We start from the raw sequence: 15,107 nt of genomic DNA, 5'->3' as shown, positions 1-15,107 counted from the left end.
ACATACCCGGCAATTCCGTCGATCAGATCGCCCGCTGCCCCGACTTCCACACTTGCAAAATCACGGGAATATCATCGACCACGCGAACCCGCAAAAAGTCTGCACGCAAACCGGGCGCAATCTCGCCGCGATCATCGAAGCCAATCATACGGGCCGGATTGCGCGAGACGGTGTTGATCGACTTTGGCAAACTGAACCCTTCTTTTTGTAGCAGAAATGCTGCATGCAACAAGCTCGCTGGCACGTAATCCGACGACAATACATCGAGTAAATCAGCGCGCGCCAATTCGGCCGCCGAGATGTTCCCTGAATGCGAACCGCCTCGTACCACATTCGGCGCGCCCATGATGGTACCCAAACCGTTTTGCCGTGCAGTTTGCGCAGCAATCAGGGACGTAGGAAATTCACAAATCTTGATGCCTTCAGCAACGCCTTCAGTCACGTGCGCAACGGTAGTGTCGTCGTGCGTCGCCATCGGCTTGCCGATCGCATTACAACTCTCGACGATACGGCGACGATTATCGTCTGCATAGCGCACCTGGCGCTCAAGCATGTTCTCCAGCATTGAATCTACTTTTTCGTTGCTCCATCCCCGTTTTCCAGTGGTATAGATACGGTAGTGACTGAGGTCGGTCCACTGCCGCTGTCCGGGCGTGTGATCCATTAGAGACACGAGCTTTAAAGACGGATCGTTCAAGAACGGCAAAAACATTGTAAGCAGATTTTCTTCTGCCAGTTCAAGCCGCAAATGCAAAAAGTGCTCTACCCGCAAAAGACCTTTTTCGCGTGCACGCTGAATATTTAAAACACACATTGCGAGCATCGTGCTACGCACGCTTTCCGGATCGATATCACCAACGCCCAATGCGTCTAGTACGGTCGTGATACCAGCGGCCGCAATTTGTGCATCATGCGCCAGAATGGCTGGCAGGATTGGCCAGTTCACTTTTGGACGCGGCATCAAATGTTTTTCGAGATTATCGGTATGCAGTTCGACCATTCCAGGGATCAGATAATCACCCTCCCAATCCTCGCCCACCTGAGAGTTGCCAATGGCAACGTTGGCGATGGTGTCTGCGGCAACCGAAAGGTTACCTATAAAATGTTCTTGCGCCGTAACGATGCGCGCATTTTTTATGGCGGAGAGTATGGTCATAGTGATCGTAAGCCAACAAAGCTAAGGAAGTGCTGATTAAGCTACTGGGGGATCCAATTTCAGGTCTATGATGCTTTTCGTACATGCGTACGATTGCTTCCAGCCTAAAACCTGAACCGCTCGTAACGCTTGCTCAGAACTTACTCTACTTAATCAGAGATTTCCTAAAATAATAACGTTATAAGAACCGACAAATATTTGCGCATACAACGCACTGGCAACTGGCTATTGGGAGCGTCGCTGATGAATTTCAAATGTATCTCAGGCTTTGCATCAGATTTTGTGTCAGACTCTACCTGAGACTCTATTCATCATGTTAAGTTGCCAATTCGACTGATTGGATCGCCGCCAGCGGAAATAGACGCGTCGCCAATGCACGACGCACATACTCATCGTGGAAAATCCCCACCACTGCAGTCCCACGATCACACGCTTCTTGAATCATGGCGATCACCGTATCACGATTCCCTTCATCGAGCGATGCCGTCGGTTCGTCCAGCAACAATATCGGAAAGTCACTAATCAGGGTACGCGCAATATTTACGCGTTGCTGTTCACCACCTGAAAATGTCGCCGGCGGCACTTGCCATAACCGCGCCGGAATCTTCAGACGTGACAGCCAGGCCTTCGCCTGATCCTTAGCCTCATCAACCTCGACACCCTTAACGATCAACGGCTCGGCAACCAAATCGAGCGTGCTGATACGCGGGATGACGCGTAAGAACTGGGTGACAAAGCCTAACGTAGTTTTGCGTACGGCGTGAATCTGTTGCGGCGACGCTGTGGCTAAATCAACCCAATCAGCGTCCGCGCCGTCTTCCAGCGTGTGCCGAATTTTGACACTTCCGCTGCTAGCGCGATAGTTCGCATACAGGCAGCGCAACAATGTACTTTTTCCTGCACCCGACGGCGCATGAATCACCACACACTCACCGGCATCGACATCCATATCCACATCGGAAAAAATCGGCATGTGCAAACCGCCTTGCAGATGCAATACAAACGCTTTTGAAAGCTGCCTTGCTTCGATACGTCTTAAAGAATGCATACTATTTTCGTCCATCATATTTTTTGAGTCCGCAATTGTTTAAGCCTGCAACCGTCTAAGCTTGCAATACGGATGAGACCAGCAACTGCGTGTAAGGATGCTGTGGATCGTCGAGGACCTGATCAGTCAAACCTTGTTCCACAACGCGTCCCTGACGCATCACCATCAATCGATGCGCTAGCAATCTGGCAACTGCCAGATCGTGCGTGACAATCACCGCAGCGACATGTAATTGCGACACCAGTTGGCGCAACAGATCCAACAGTCGCGCCTGCACCGAAACATCCAGACTAGCCGTCGGCTCGTCCATAAAAATCAACCGCGGTTTGGTCACCAGATTGCGGGCAATTTGCAATCGTTGCTGCATGCCACCGGAGAAATGACGGGGCAAATCATCGATCCGATTGGCATCGATTTCAACCCGATCCAGCCAATGCAATGCCTCTTGCCGAATATCGCCGTAATGCCGTGAACCAATTGCCATCAGACGCTCGCCGACATTCGCGCCCGCAGATACATTGGCACGCAAGCCATCCCGCGCGCTTTGATGCACGAAACCCCAATCGGTGCGCGACAACAACCGACGACGTGCTTCGCTAATTTGATACAGATCGACGACGCCCTCGTGGCGGGTCGAAAACAATACACGTCCTTCACTCGGCGCCAGATGACCTGCCAAACAATTTAGCAGCGTGCTTTTTCCAGAGCCAGATTCACCCACAATACCCAGCACTTCGCCAGGATACAGCTGCAAATCAATGTTATCGCATGCAGAGAAAGCACCGAAACGGTGCGTCAAATTCTTGGCTTCTAAAAGCGGCGATGAAAGAGTTTGGCTATTCATGATTGACACTCTATCGCTGATGGATGCGGCGTGGGCGACAGCCTATTTTCTTCCGCTAACACACGCTGTTGGCAATAATCGGTATCGCTGCAAACGTACATCCGTGCGCCGTGATCGTCGACGATAATCTCGTCGAGAAAACTATCTTCAGCGGCGCATAAACTGCAGCATTGATCCCAGCTTTCAATTTCAAACGGATAGTCTTCAAAGTCTAGACTTTTGACAGAGGTGTAAGGAGGAACAGCGTAAATACGCTTTTCACGGCCCGCACCGAATAATTGCAAAGCGGGACTCTGATGCAATTTTGGATTGTCAAATTTGGGTATCGGCGAGGGCCGCATCATGTAGCGATTATTCACCACTACCGGATAATCATAAGCCGTCGCAATTTTACCCATACGCGCAATATCTTCGTACAACTCCACGCTCATCAGGCCGTAATCAGCCATCGCGTGTAATTTACGCGTCTGTTGTTCACTTGGTTCCAGCCAACGTAACGGCTCGGGAATCGGCACCTGATAGACCATGATCTGGCCGGGCGATAACGGTGTTTCCGGTATCCGATGCCGCGTTTGAATCAACGTTGCTTCGGTCGTGCGTTCGGTCGTGGCGACGCCGGTCGTGCGACGAAAAAAGCGGCGGATATTGACCGCATTGGTGGTATCGTCGGAACCCTGATCAATCACCTTTAACACATCACTTTGCCCGATCACCGCAGCGGTGACTTGAATACCGCCCGTTCCCCAACCATATGGCAGCGGCATTTCACGTCCACCGAACGGCACCTGATAACCAGGAATAGCGACCGCCTTTAAAATGGCGCGGCGAATCATGCGCTTGGTTTGCTCATCCAGATAGGCAAAGTTGTAACCCGCCTCCGGCTGGATTGAAGCCTGGGATTGCGTTGGCTGATTAATAATAGATTCCATCATGCTGCTTTCTGCACATCAAAACTTGATGCTTCCGTATCGGACAAGTCGTCTTCAACTTCCGAGAGACTCGCGCTGTGATTGGGCATCGTTGCTGCATCCGCTGCATCCGCTGCATCGGCTGCATCAGCGCTCTGCCGGCGTAACGCACGAATCAAATTAAGCTCGGCCTGAAAGTCAACATAGTGCGGTAATTTCAAATGTTGCAAAAATCCCGAGGCTTCAACATTGTCCGAGTGGTAGAGCACAAATTCAGCCATTTGCGCCGGTGAGTTGGCCTCTTCGCCCAGTTCCTGACAGCGTAAAGTCCTGTCCATCAATCCCATTGCAATCACCTTACGCTCGTTGTAGCCGAACGTTAATCCATAACCTCGTGTGAATCGTGCTGCCTCGGTGTGTGAACCGGCAAACTGATTCACCATCTGGCATTCAGTGATTTCAATGTCGCCGATATCGATCGCAAAACCAAGCTCTTCCGGGATCACTTCCACGTTCACTTTTCCATGACGTATTTCTCCGGCGAACGGATGGCTGTTGGCATAGCCACGTTGCGTAGAGTAAGCCATTGACAGGACGAACCCTTCGTCCGCACGCGCCAGATTTTGCAGCCTGATATCGCGCTGCGCCGGAAACGCTAATGGGTCTCGCGTTAAGTCTCCGGGTGCTGGGTCGCCTTCAGGAATATGTTCTTGCTCAATCAAACCTTCGGCATTTAAAAAGTCCAGTACACGCGGCATGGTAGCCGTGTTCTCTGGGTTGCCATCGCAGATGCTATTTGATGGCGGCAATGTCTCGACTACAACCTGCAAAGTCGATTCAGCAGCCAGTGAAAAGTCTAACAAGCGCTGAGTGTAGTCGTAGGTCGCGCCTAATATCTGGCCACCTGGAACATCTTTAAATGTCCCTGAAATACGTCGTTCAATCACCATCTTTGCGGTATCCAGCGGAACCGTGGATAGTAGTCGCGGCAAGGTCGTGCGATAGGCACGTAACAGAAAAATGGCTTCCATCAAATCGCCACTAGCCTGTTTGATCGCCAGTGCCGCCAGATCACGGTCATACAACGATCCTTCGGTCATTACACGTGCGACGGCCAGCGGCATTTGCTCACGTATTTGTGCAACCGTGAGCTCCGGCAGCGCAGGATCTCCACGGCGAGTGCGGGCTAACGCCAGATAGGATTCTTCGATGGCTTTTTCGCCACCTTTGACTGCAACATACATAATTAATACTCCATCAACCTGCGTGATTTATGGGGCCGATCACGGCTTCCAGTTGGCAATATTGGTCGTGCGCGGAAGACCCATCATCTGAGAACCATGACAAAATATGAGATCAATACCAAGGGGAAACTGATCAATATTTTTTTGCCATATTGCATCAAAATTTTCAGGCAGACCGGCAACGTTGATAACGCGTTGATGTGCGATTCCGGGCCCAAACAAAGACCGTTGCGGGCCATCAATCAAACTGGGTACCTGAACAAATAGCGTGGTCGAACGATCTGGATACTCCATGGTGCCGATTGCGAATTTTTCCAACGCGTTTACACCGGCCAATTGGAGAGGATCAGTCATAACGGCAAAGGTCGCCAACTTTCCATCTTCCACCAACCGGCAACCACAATGAAAACGCAAATAAGCGTTAAGCGCGGCGCTGTTGGCACCAACGTCTAGCCACATCGCAGTGTCAACGTCTGCAAGTGCCAGACAAAGCGCGGTGGTCGAAAGAAATAGCGGTGCAGGAAATGGAATATCGGCCACAACGGTTTGTATCGAACCTGGCTCAGACAACGCTTTAAGGACTGCCCGAAAGGTGGATTGTGCATCGTGCACAGGATCGTTCCACGCCGGTAATAGTGTGGCTTCAAAAACTGCACTCATTCATTCTCTCCACGGACCATCGTCATAAAATCGACTTTCGTAACAGCGGCACGGGATTCGGTTAAAGCACGTTGTGCGGCCAGCGCCTGCCGGATTGGGGACAAGACCATTTGCTCAACTTGGCCGGCAGCATCGCCTTGCATCAGGGCGTCAAATAGCGCCGCCCATTCAGCATGTTGCGCGTCGCGTCCCGCAACGTAAGAAACGCCCATCTGACCAGAAGACAAGCGTAATGCGCAACGCGTAAGAGACATTTCACCCAAATTGAATTGCTGGCCGGTCCCTCCCGTGCGTGCGCGCACCATTGCTAATCCAATCTCCGGACGGCGCAACCAGATATAGGAAGGAAGCAAGCCGTGTTGTCGCGTATATTGACTTACCGCTTCAATTAAAACAGGGCCTGGCGCTTTAGCCAATAACGACATCCAGGACGCACGGGCTGAGTGCGCTGAAGTAATTGTTTGAGATTCCATCCAGACATTGGAACATCGTAATGTTAAAGCTTGATGACATTGCACCGCGGAATATATATTAATTGATGACGGATATAGTTGTGTCATCCTGTCAAAACGCGGTAACAATTGAAGCCTAAACTATCAGGATAGGCGATGTATATTTTCTGCATGGCATAATATTCTTTCGTTCGGTACAGTTTTGTATTGACCTGTGAACCTGCTTACTTTCGCGTATCTGACGCGCTAATTTCTATGACAAACACCGGACGCATTGCTGCAAGCATTGATAGTGACATTGTCGATGGCAGCTTTCCTGCCAGATACGCTCTCTATTTCGCACCTGTCCACAACGTCAGTTGGTGGACTGCAGGCAGCCATTGGTTGGGCCGTGATGCCGCAACCGACATATCTTGCACGCAACCGAGCATCGACAATGTATCAACGGCCGCATTACATCAAATGACGACGGATGCGCGTCGTTATGGATTCCATGCGACTTTAAAAGCGCCATTTCGGTTAGCAAAAGGCTTTTCGGAAGAGCATCTTGTGAGCATGGCGCAGTCCTTTTCTGATACGCAAATTTCGTTTGAGGTCAAAGACGTCGGCGTGCATTTTCTTGGCGCTTTTCTGGCATTGCAAACGCCAGATCCCGCTAGCAAGGAATTAATTAGCGCCCTCGCTATGCGCTGCGTGCGCTACTTCGATCTGCTCAGAGCGAAACCGACTGCGGCAGAATTATCCAAGCGTAGGAAAGTTGCATTAAGTGCGCGCCAGGAAGCCTTGCTCGCACGATGGGGATATCAATATACGGAAGAGGAATATCGATTTCACATGACGCTGACCGATGCCTTAGCATCGCAAAATAGCGAGACTGTAACGGTAATCCGCGACGCCGCAGAGAGCTGTTTTTCCACTCACACCAATGCGCTAACGACGCCATTGATGATCGATGGTTTGACTATTTTCAAGGAGTCTTCACCCGGTGCGGCGATGACGGTTTGGAAGCATTTTCTTTTTTTGAAATCTGCGCCTTCTCATCATACAAATTCACTTGATTTACCAGCGGAGGGCCGCTTATTTTTTGTTGTTGGTCCCTCGGGAGTCGGCAAAGACGCACTGCTGCAATGGGTCCAGACGCAAATGCCGGACGATACCAGATCGATTTTCGCCAGACGCAGTATCACGCGTCCTGCCCACGTTAGCGAAGCACATGAAACGATGACCGCGGACGAATTTTTGCAAGCGGAAAAAGAAGACTGCTTCAGCATGACCTGGCAAGCTAACGACACATACTATGGAATCCGCAGAGGTATTGAAGCAGACTTGAAAACGGGGCGAGACGTGATCGTCAATGGATCGCGTGAATACATCACCCAATTACGAGAATTATTCCCACAGGCGAAAGTTATCTGGATTATTGCCGATCCTGAACTCATCAGAAAACGTATTGAAAATAGACAGCGTGAATCCGGATCGGCATTAGCGTGCCGTTTGTTACGGAGTGCGGCATTCACTGCTAAAGAAGACGACGATGTCACGTATATCGACAACAGCGGACCGATCGAAATTGCGGGACGCCAACTAGCGGATATTTTTTCTAGTGCACGCTAATTTGCTGCCAGGATGACGTTCGTCCGAACGTCATCAATCAATCTAATCGTCACTACTTTTCAGAGGAAGTCATGATAGATGGCGCGCAGGCTGTGAGTTGCTGATGTCCGTCCCATTGCGCACCGGCGGCGAGGGTTAGTGGCTTTTCTATGGCGGCCGATTCGATACAAACAAAATGTTTATATGCATCATCCTGAAGATCGGGAATACTTTTACTCACTTCGATCCATGGATTCCACACCACAGCATCTGCAAAGCCGTTTTGCTGCATCGTCACCATCGCATTATTGGTGACCAACGTCACTGGCGCGCCAGCCTCGAAGAAAATACTATCCACTTCTGAATTAATACGCAAAATGCCATCGGCATCGACATTCAGGGGACTATCAGGCACACTATTTTCACGCCGTAAACCACCTATGCCGTTGATCGCCACTTGCTCAACTTCTGCCGCTAAATAGGTGTGCAACGCGCATGTAAAGCTAAAAGCCTGTTGGCCCGTATTCGTCACCAATAACGCTGTATCAAGCGATGCGCCAGAAAAGGTAATATGCAAATCTAGCTTGAAATGATAGGGAAATTGCAGCCTTGATTCGGTTGAATCGGACAAAGTGAGATGCAGCAATCCATCGCCATTTTCGCCGACCTCGGATGCGACCAAGGTCCACTGTTCGGTGCGCGCAAAACCGTGCTTTTGCAGTGATCCCCGATTCCCAAACTGGGGAAATATTACTGGTATTCCACCGCGAATCGCCGTGTGTCCATCCCACTTTGTCAGTGGGCTCAAGAACAGCCGTTCGAAGCCGTCAGCAGTACGCCAGGAACAGATATGACCACCATGCAATGACACCGAAACCTCTGCGCCATCGCCGGACACAACGGTAATTAAATCAGTTGGCAAGTGATGCCCCTTTACGATTTTTGTTGCTGATCTGAACGTATGGCGCGCATCTTCCTTTAATTTCGACTAAGAATAAAAACCTCTATAACGGCAACGAAAAACTAATTCCATGTTGCTGAAAACCATAGGTTTCATAAAAGCGATGGGCATCCAAACGTTTAAGATTCGATGATAACGCGATTTTGTAGCAACCAGCGTCAGCCGCTATTTTGCAGGCATGTTCCAGCATCACGCTACCGATTCCCTCGCCGCGACATTGACGACTAATGACGACCGCATCCAGTATGGCTTGCTCACTGCCATCATGCGCAAGACTGCAAAAGATCAACAGGCTAAAGGTACCGACAGCCACACCATCAGCAAAGATCAGGAACACGCGGAAGTTGGGATAAGACGCCATCTGCGCCACGATGTCACGCGCGCCATCGATATTCAATCGCACTTGCTCTCCGGAAGGTTCGTCCATTTCGGCCAACAGTGCAACCAGTGTCGCAGCATCGTCAACCGTTGCAAGCCGTATCATGAAATTATGGGAAGAAGGCATACTAGCGCTGGAGGGTGTATTCATATTTTGCGGAAAAACGCGAGCGGAGGAAAAAAAAGGGCGAATAGTAATTTTCGCCCTCCAGAATAACAGTTTGTTGCCGCCTCGGTGTCGATTCAGAATCTTCACCTTTTCAGTCCACCAATCCGGGTAACTAAATGAACAATTTACGTAAGCGCGAAGAGGCCAGATCAATCAACGTCACAGCCACTACGATCATTAATAGAACAGCACAAGTTTGGGCATATTCAAAACTACGAATAACTTCCCACAAGATCACGCCGATACCGCCCGCGCCGACCATGCCGACGACCGTCGCGGAGCGCACGTTCGCTTCGAAACGATATAGTACGTATGAGATCCACAGCGGCATTACCTGCGGTAATACACCGAACACGATTTCTTCCAGTGCGTGCGCACCAGTGGCGCGGATGCCTTCAACTGGTTGCGGGTCAATGGCTTCAACCGCATCTGAAAACAATTTTGATAACGTTCCGGTCGTGGCGACAAATAATGCCAGCACGCCCGCAAATGGCCCTAGTCCAACCGCGACCACAAACAACATGGCGAACACCATTTCGTTAATCGCCCGCGCCGCGTCCATCAAACGGCGCACAGGCTGCGTGACCCATGGCGGTGCAATATTCGACGATGCCAGCAAGCCACACGGAACAGCGCACACGATAGCGAGAGCCGTGCCCCATACTGCGATTTGAATGGTGACCAGCATTTCTTCCAGATAGATTCTCCAGTCATGGAAATCTGGTGGAAAAAAGCTCGCTGCATACACGCCCATATTGCCACCGTCTCGCAACAACTCCAGTGGGCGCATATCCGCACCCTTCCAGGACGCCAGTAAGATCGCCACCAGCACGCCCCAAAATAAGGTGCGTGCAATAGACTGCTTTGGCGGCACTGGCAGCGGCATGTTGGCGCTGGGTTTATGCACTTTCGTTGGCGCTAACGTCGTCATTTTTACGCTTTTGCCAATTCGGTCAATTTGCGGTTGATATCGTCCAGCTTGGCTTTCTTTTCATCAACGTTCAAACTCGTATCTGCTTCAATTTTATTTTTATCTTTAAACAACTCAAGCTGCCGTACCGGATTCAACTGTGCATCACTGGAATCGTTGAAGCCGCTGAACTGCAATTTTTCCAATTGCGCTTTTTCCTGCGCGGCATTCGGGCCTGTCTTGCCATAGTTCAGAAAGAAATCCTTGATTTTGGTTTTAGTTGCCGTCGGCAAATCTTTGCGCCATACCAAAGGATCAGCGGCAATCAGCGGAGATTTCCAGATGATGCGCACTTTGCTGGCTGTCTCTGGCTGACGGGCAGTAATACGATCCAACGTGTCGGACGCAAATACCGCAGCATCGACTTGCTTATTGGCGACAGCAAGAATATTGGACTCATGATTTGCGCTACGGATAGTCTTGAATGCCGTCTTCGAATCAAGATTATTTTTAGCAAAAATATAGTAACTCGGCACCAGGAAACCAGATGTCGAGTTTGGATCGCCGATACCAAAGTTGAGGGTCTTTGCATTTTTCAACACATCTTCGAGGCTTTTATTCGGGCTATCTTTCGATACGCCGACCATGCTGTAATAACCTGCAGAGCCATCGGGATTGACTACATGCGCAAACACCTCACCACCGGCGCGATCAACCGCTTCCATCGCTGATTTATTTCCAAACCATGCCAATTGAACTTTGCCAAATCGCATGCCTTCGATCACACCAGCGTAATCAGAAGCAAAGAAGGCATTCACTTTCATGCCAATCCTCTTACTCATTTCATCCAAAACGGGTTGCCAATCCTGCTTAAGATTTTTCGAAGACTCAGTGGAGATAATACCGAAATTGATCGTCTTTTCTGCATCTTGAGCGTGTACGACACCCGTTGCGAATACCGCAACAGCCATGGCAACAGTGGAGATAAATTTCTTAAGCATGTCAGTACCTTGAAGGAAAATTAAATATAAATGTGGGAGAATTTTTATGGCTTGATCAGGTGTCAGCGCATGCTGATTAGTATCTAATTGCTAGTCAGCATTGGCTGACTTTTGGTAGTAACCAGTCCAATGCGTATTGAAAAAATATTGCATTTTATTGTTAATTTTCAGGCCGCCGCGACCCGAACTCGTGCTGTATCAAACATAGTCGGGACATCAATCCTCGGGCGCGTTAAGGTGTTCGATCCGCCTAAAATATCTTCTGCTTCAGTACCATATAAGTCGCGCAACATTTGTTCAGTCAACGCGCTGGATGGGCCGTCATATACCACGCGACCTTTGTTTAGCGCCACTGTACGTGCACAAAAGCGTAGTGCAACATCGACTTGGTGCAGGGACACAATGACGGTCGTCCCATCCTCACGATTAAGGTCCGCCAATGTTTGCATCACACGACGTGCAGATTCAGGATCAAGCGAGGCGATCGGCTCGTCCGCAAGCACAATGCGCGCCTTTTGCACGATCGTGCGAGCGATTGCAGCGCGTTGTTGCTGACCGCCTGACAAGGCCGATGCCCGCTTATACGCATGATCCGAAATACCGACCCGTGCCAACGCCGCCATCCCCAACGCTTTTTCTTCTGCTGTAAATAGTTTGAAACAACTACGCCACAATGGCATGCGTGATAAGCCGCCGGTCAGTACGTTAGTGAGGACTGGCAGACGACCGACTAAATTAAATTGCTGAAAAACAAATCCAATATTTGCGCGCACCGCACGAATGTTCCGATTTATCAATCCATTCTGCTGCACGGGTTGCCCGTCGACATGGACTTCACCACCGTCGACATCTGCGGCCATCAAACCCGACAGATGACGCAGTAAGGTTGACTTACCTGAGCCTGACGCACCGATCAGTGCCACCATTTCTCCGGACTTAAAAGACAAGCTGACCTGATTCAACGCCTTAAATCCGCCGCGGAATGTTTTCGATAAGCCGTTAATTTCAAGCATCATTTTTAATACCAATCTGTGGTGTACAAAGAGGGAACGCAGCATCAAAAGTATGCGCAGCATGAGTGGACGAAGTATCGCGAACAAATATGTCATGCGTATGAAATTTGCATGACGTTTTGATGACTTGGGACAGGTTTAGGCGATGAAAGCCGTTTCCGCAGGTGCGATGCATGCTTGCAAAGCACTGAAATTTGAGAGAAGGGAAAAAAACTATCGAATCAATCCCTGACTGAATTTGGGATACTTGACTTCGAAATTAAGCAACAATGAAACGAATGAAAACTACCTCAATACGATGATCGCAACTACCGAAGCACGTTGCCGTACTAGTGCTGCCGCTTCTTCCGCGGCCGGACGACTAGCGTACGGTCCGGCATATAAGCGATAAATACCGCCAACGACTACATCATCCAGCGCGCTCACGATCCCCGGTAACTTCTCCAACAATCGTTGCCGCTCCAGTTCGGCATTGGGTTTCCAGGAGAACGCACCAAGCTGCAAATAATACCCTTGCGCGGCGGCATTGCTGTCGCCTTGGCTCTCGGTTGGCCATTTGTTGACAACCACGCTATCGATGCTTTGACTTGGTACCGTAAGTTGGGGGGGCGTTAATTCCAACACTATGCTATCCACGGTCGGGGCCGTTACCGCCATTGCTGTAGGCGCTTCGACTGCTTCCGTCACCGTTGTACTTGCCGTTTTATTCATCGCAAGAATGTCCGCAGGCAGCAGTCGATCCACTTCAAGTTCGCCGCTACCAGTGCCCAAATAACCCAATCTCAGCGCTGCCGTGTAAGACAAATCAATAATGCGGGTAGAGTGAAAAGGTCCACGATCATTAATGCGGACAACCACTTGTTTACCGTTTTTCAGGTTTGTCACGCGTGCGTAGGAAGGAATCGGCAACGTGGGATGCGCCGCTGTCATTTTGTACATATCGTACGGCTCGCCAGAAGAGGTGCGTTGTTTGTGAAATTTCTTCCCGTACCAACTACCAATGCCGCGCTGGGTGAACGGTTTTTCATCAATTAAAGGCGTATAAGTTTTCCCAAATACGACATAAGGCTTATTTCCGGTACGAGAATACGGTTCAATCTTGGGGACGGCATCGGCGACGTTCTGCAAACCGTCCGGGATATTATCGCCGGGACCGTCATCCTTGTAGTAGCCGCCGCGACCGGAGCCAGCGGCGGGCATCACCGGCGCACCAGATGCACTGCGTGAGGATGACTTGGCTTGGGTCGTGGGGGCCGAGCGGCCGTCCGGTGCTGGCGGCGCAGTGCTACAACCCGCCACGATCAACAGCGGCACTAACGCGCTTATTATTCGGCGTAAGTCGATAAAGCGGTTGAGGTGATGGGAGATAACGTTGCGAAATATCATGACGTTTTCCTAGTCAATCGGATGAATCTGATCGGTCCCGACTTAATATCGCAGCAATTCGTGAGGCTGATAACGTATATAAAGACTAGCCCGGCAACCCAAATTATGATTTAAATGACAAGTCCACAAAGGACTAAAAAGGTAAGACTTAACGAAACTACTGGATCGATTTATGTTTTCATAAACAGTAAAACTGGATAAGCAGTGCAGTGCAGCATCGCAAAAAGATAGATATTTCAATCAACAATCGTTACGTCTGAATTAATTTGCGATGCCGTTGAATACTCATCAAAATTCCGGCGCCCAGTCCGAGTGTTACCAAGGCCGTGCCGCCGTAACTCATAAAAGGAAGTGGTACGCCAACTACGGGAAGAATACCACTGACCATCCCCATATTAACAAACGCATAGGTAAAGAAAATCATCGTGATCGAGCCCGCCAGCAAACGCGTGAACATGGTCGGCGCATTGGCTGCAATCATGAGCCCCCGTGCGATCAGCAATACATAGAGAAATAATAAAATCCCGTTTCCAATTAATCCGAACTCTTCTGAGAACACTGCAAAAATAAAATCGGTGGTCCGCTCGGGGATAAATTCGAGATGCGACTGCGTGCCTTTAAGCCAGCCTTTGCCGAAGATGCCGCCGGAACCCACAGCAATAGTTGACTGAATAATATGAAATCCTTTGCCGAGCGGATCAGAGGTCGGATCAATCAACATCATCACACGCTGGCGTTGATAGTCATGCAACACGGTCCAGACTACCGGCAAACTAGCCAGCACGGCAATCACCAAACCGACCAGTACACGCCAGCTCAAGCCTGCCAAAAAGATAACATAAAACCCAGCGGCGAGTACCAACGTCCCCGTTCCCAGATCCGGTTGGCGAATGATCAAACCGACTGGCACTACCAGCAACAGTCCGGCAACCAGATAGTCGCGCCAGGAAATCATGCCTTCGCGCTTCTGAAAATACCACGCCAGCATCAGCGGCATGGCGATTTTCATAATCTCGGAAGGTTGAATCACGACACCGAAATTTATCCAACGACGTGCGCCTTTTTTGACCATACCGAACATCGCTACCGCAATTAATAATGCAACACCAACGGTATAAATGGGGACCGAAAATCGCATCAAGGTTTGCGGCGGTATGCTGGCCGCGATCCACATCACGACGAACGCCACCAAAATATTTCGCAATTGATCTTCCACGCGTCCTGGAAAGTCAATTCCGGCAGAATATAACGTCACGATTCCAACCGACAAAATCAAAAAAATGATCAGCGACAACGGGCCATCAAAGATCGCAACATGCGATCTAATCTGACGCCACCAGGAATTTTTTGGGGACAAATTCATTGTTCAGTTCTAATTAAACTA

The 15,107-nt window shown here is 50.0% G+C and carries 15 protein-coding genes; 1 reads left to right on the top strand and 14 read right to left on the bottom strand.

The window, feature by feature from the left end:
• Positions 1-22: 22 nt before the first annotated feature.
• The 7 genes from ACXX82_RS12115 to phnG form a co-directional block, all read right to left on the bottom strand.
• Complete coding sequence (locus tag ACXX82_RS12115) at positions 23-1,156, bottom strand: alpha-D-ribose 1-methylphosphonate 5-triphosphate diphosphatase (protein WP_322234990.1); 1,134 nt, start codon at positions 1,154-1,156, stop codon at positions 23-25.
• 316 nt (positions 1,157-1,472) lie between these two features.
• Entirely contained in the window at positions 1,473-2,204 is a 732-nt protein-coding gene (gene phnL / locus ACXX82_RS12110) for a phosphonate C-P lyase system protein PhnL (RefSeq protein WP_322234987.1), read from the bottom strand.
• Between the two features lie 55 nt (positions 2,205-2,259).
• Positions 2,260-3,048: a phosphonate C-P lyase system protein PhnK gene (gene phnK, locus ACXX82_RS12105; protein ID WP_323506493.1), complete on the bottom strand. Its 789-nt coding sequence runs from the start codon at positions 3,046-3,048 to the stop codon at positions 2,260-2,262.
• Positions 3,045-3,977, bottom strand: coding sequence for an alpha-D-ribose 1-methylphosphonate 5-phosphate C-P-lyase PhnJ (locus ACXX82_RS12100; RefSeq protein WP_458563988.1), 933 nt, complete (start codon positions 3,975-3,977; stop codon positions 3,045-3,047). The genes phnK and ACXX82_RS12100 overlap by 4 nt, the downstream gene beginning before the upstream one ends.
• Positions 3,977-5,200, bottom strand: a complete 1,224-nt coding sequence (locus tag ACXX82_RS12095) for a carbon-phosphorus lyase complex subunit (protein ID WP_458562996.1) — start codon at positions 5,198-5,200, stop codon at positions 3,977-3,979. The genes ACXX82_RS12100 and ACXX82_RS12095 overlap by 1 nt, the downstream gene beginning before the upstream one ends.
• Before the next feature lie 39 nt (positions 5,201-5,239).
• Positions 5,240-5,860, bottom strand: a complete 621-nt coding sequence (phnH, locus tag ACXX82_RS12090) for a phosphonate C-P lyase system protein PhnH (protein WP_322234980.1) — start codon at positions 5,858-5,860, stop codon at positions 5,240-5,242.
• Entirely contained in the window at positions 5,857-6,333 is a 477-nt protein-coding gene (gene phnG / locus ACXX82_RS12085) for a phosphonate C-P lyase system protein PhnG (RefSeq protein WP_322234978.1), read from the bottom strand. The genes phnH and phnG overlap by 4 nt, the downstream gene beginning before the upstream one ends.
• A 234-nt stretch (positions 6,334-6,567) precedes the next feature.
• On the opposite strand from phnG, the gene phnN reads away from it, so the two are divergent.
• A complete protein-coding gene (gene phnN, locus ACXX82_RS12080; protein WP_458562995.1) occupies positions 6,568-7,926 on the top strand; it encodes a phosphonate metabolism protein/1,5-bisphosphokinase (PRPP-forming) PhnN in 1,359 nt (452 codons plus the stop codon).
• A gap of 52 nt (positions 7,927-7,978) precedes the next feature.
• Here phnN and ACXX82_RS12075 read toward each other — a convergent pair whose 3' ends face one another.
• The 7 genes from ACXX82_RS12075 to rodA form a co-directional block, all read right to left on the bottom strand.
• Entirely contained in the window at positions 7,979-8,827 is an 849-nt protein-coding gene (locus ACXX82_RS12075; protein ID WP_458562994.1) for a D-hexose-6-phosphate mutarotase, read from the bottom strand.
• A gap of 82 nt (positions 8,828-8,909) precedes the next feature.
• A complete protein-coding gene (locus ACXX82_RS12070; protein ID WP_322234972.1) occupies positions 8,910-9,371 on the bottom strand; it encodes a GNAT family N-acetyltransferase in 462 nt (153 codons plus the stop codon).
• A 154-nt stretch (positions 9,372-9,525) separates the two neighbouring features.
• Entirely contained in the window at positions 9,526-10,299 is a 774-nt protein-coding gene (gene phnE, locus ACXX82_RS12065; RefSeq protein WP_458563987.1) for a phosphonate ABC transporter, permease protein PhnE, read from the bottom strand.
• 47 nt (positions 10,300-10,346) lie between these two features.
• Positions 10,347-11,324 carry a phosphonate ABC transporter substrate-binding protein gene (gene phnD, locus ACXX82_RS12060; protein ID WP_323506490.1) on the bottom strand — a complete coding sequence of 326 codons (978 nt, stop codon included), beginning with the start codon at positions 11,322-11,324 and terminating at the stop codon, positions 10,347-10,349.
• A 167-nt stretch (positions 11,325-11,491) separates the two neighbouring features.
• Positions 11,492-12,382: a phosphonate ABC transporter ATP-binding protein gene (phnC, locus tag ACXX82_RS12055; RefSeq protein WP_323518740.1), complete on the bottom strand. Its 891-nt coding sequence runs from the start codon at positions 12,380-12,382 to the stop codon at positions 11,492-11,494.
• 240 nt (positions 12,383-12,622) lie between these two features.
• Positions 12,623-13,723, bottom strand: a complete 1,101-nt coding sequence (locus ACXX82_RS12050; RefSeq protein WP_458562993.1) for a septal ring lytic transglycosylase RlpA family protein — start codon at positions 13,721-13,723, stop codon at positions 12,623-12,625.
• Between the two features lie 250 nt (positions 13,724-13,973).
• Entirely contained in the window at positions 13,974-15,086 is a 1,113-nt protein-coding gene (gene rodA, locus ACXX82_RS12045; protein WP_322234961.1) for a rod shape-determining protein RodA, read from the bottom strand.
• Positions 15,087-15,107: the final 21 nt, after the last annotated feature.

This window comes from Glaciimonas sp. GNP009, from assembly GCF_054343755.1.
This window is presented reverse-complemented; position numbering and strand designations above follow the sequence as displayed.

What these genes read in the sequence shown, in the direction of transcription:
- ACXX82_RS12070 (WP_322234972.1), bottom strand. Translation starts at nt 9,371, where the DNA reads ATGCCTTCTTCCCATAATTTCATGATACGGCTTGCAACGGTTGACGAT.
- phnH (WP_322234980.1), bottom strand. Translation starts at nt 5,860, where the DNA reads ATGAGTGCAGTTTTTGAAGCCACACTATTACCGGCGTGGAACGATCCT.
- phnG (WP_322234978.1), bottom strand. Translation starts at nt 6,333, where the DNA reads ATGGAATCTCAAACAATTACTTCAGCGCACTCAGCCCGTGCGTCCTGG.
- ACXX82_RS12050 (WP_458562993.1), bottom strand. Translation starts at nt 13,723, where the DNA reads ATGATATTTCGCAACGTTATCTCCCATCACCTCAACCGCTTTATCGAC.
- phnE (WP_458563987.1), bottom strand. Translation starts at nt 10,299, where the DNA reads ATGCCGCTGCCAGTGCCGCCAAAGCAGTCTATTGCACGCACCTTATTT.
- phnN (WP_458562995.1), top strand. Translation starts at nt 6,568, where the DNA reads ATGACAAACACCGGACGCATTGCTGCAAGCATTGATAGTGACATTGTC.
- phnC (WP_323518740.1), bottom strand. Translation starts at nt 12,382, where the DNA reads ATGCTGCGTTCCCTCTTTGTACACCACAGATTGGTATTAAAAATGATG.
- ACXX82_RS12095 (WP_458562996.1), bottom strand. Translation starts at nt 5,200, where the DNA reads ATGTATGTTGCAGTCAAAGGTGGCGAAAAAGCCATCGAAGAATCCTAT.
- ACXX82_RS12100 (WP_458563988.1), bottom strand. Translation starts at nt 3,977, where the DNA reads ATGGAATCTATTATTAATCAGCCAACGCAATCCCAGGCTTCAATCCAG.
- ACXX82_RS12115 (WP_322234990.1), bottom strand. Translation starts at nt 1,156, where the DNA reads ATGACCATACTCTCCGCCATAAAAAATGCGCGCATCGTTACGGCGCAA.
- phnD (WP_323506490.1), bottom strand. Translation starts at nt 11,324, where the DNA reads ATGCTTAAGAAATTTATCTCCACTGTTGCCATGGCTGTTGCGGTATTC.
- rodA (WP_322234961.1), bottom strand. Translation starts at nt 15,086, where the DNA reads ATGAATTTGTCCCCAAAAAATTCCTGGTGGCGTCAGATTAGATCGCAT.
- phnL (WP_322234987.1), bottom strand. Translation starts at nt 2,204, where the DNA reads ATGCATTCTTTAAGACGTATCGAAGCAAGGCAGCTTTCAAAAGCGTTT.
- phnK (WP_323506493.1), bottom strand. Translation starts at nt 3,048, where the DNA reads ATGAATAGCCAAACTCTTTCATCGCCGCTTTTAGAAGCCAAGAATTTG.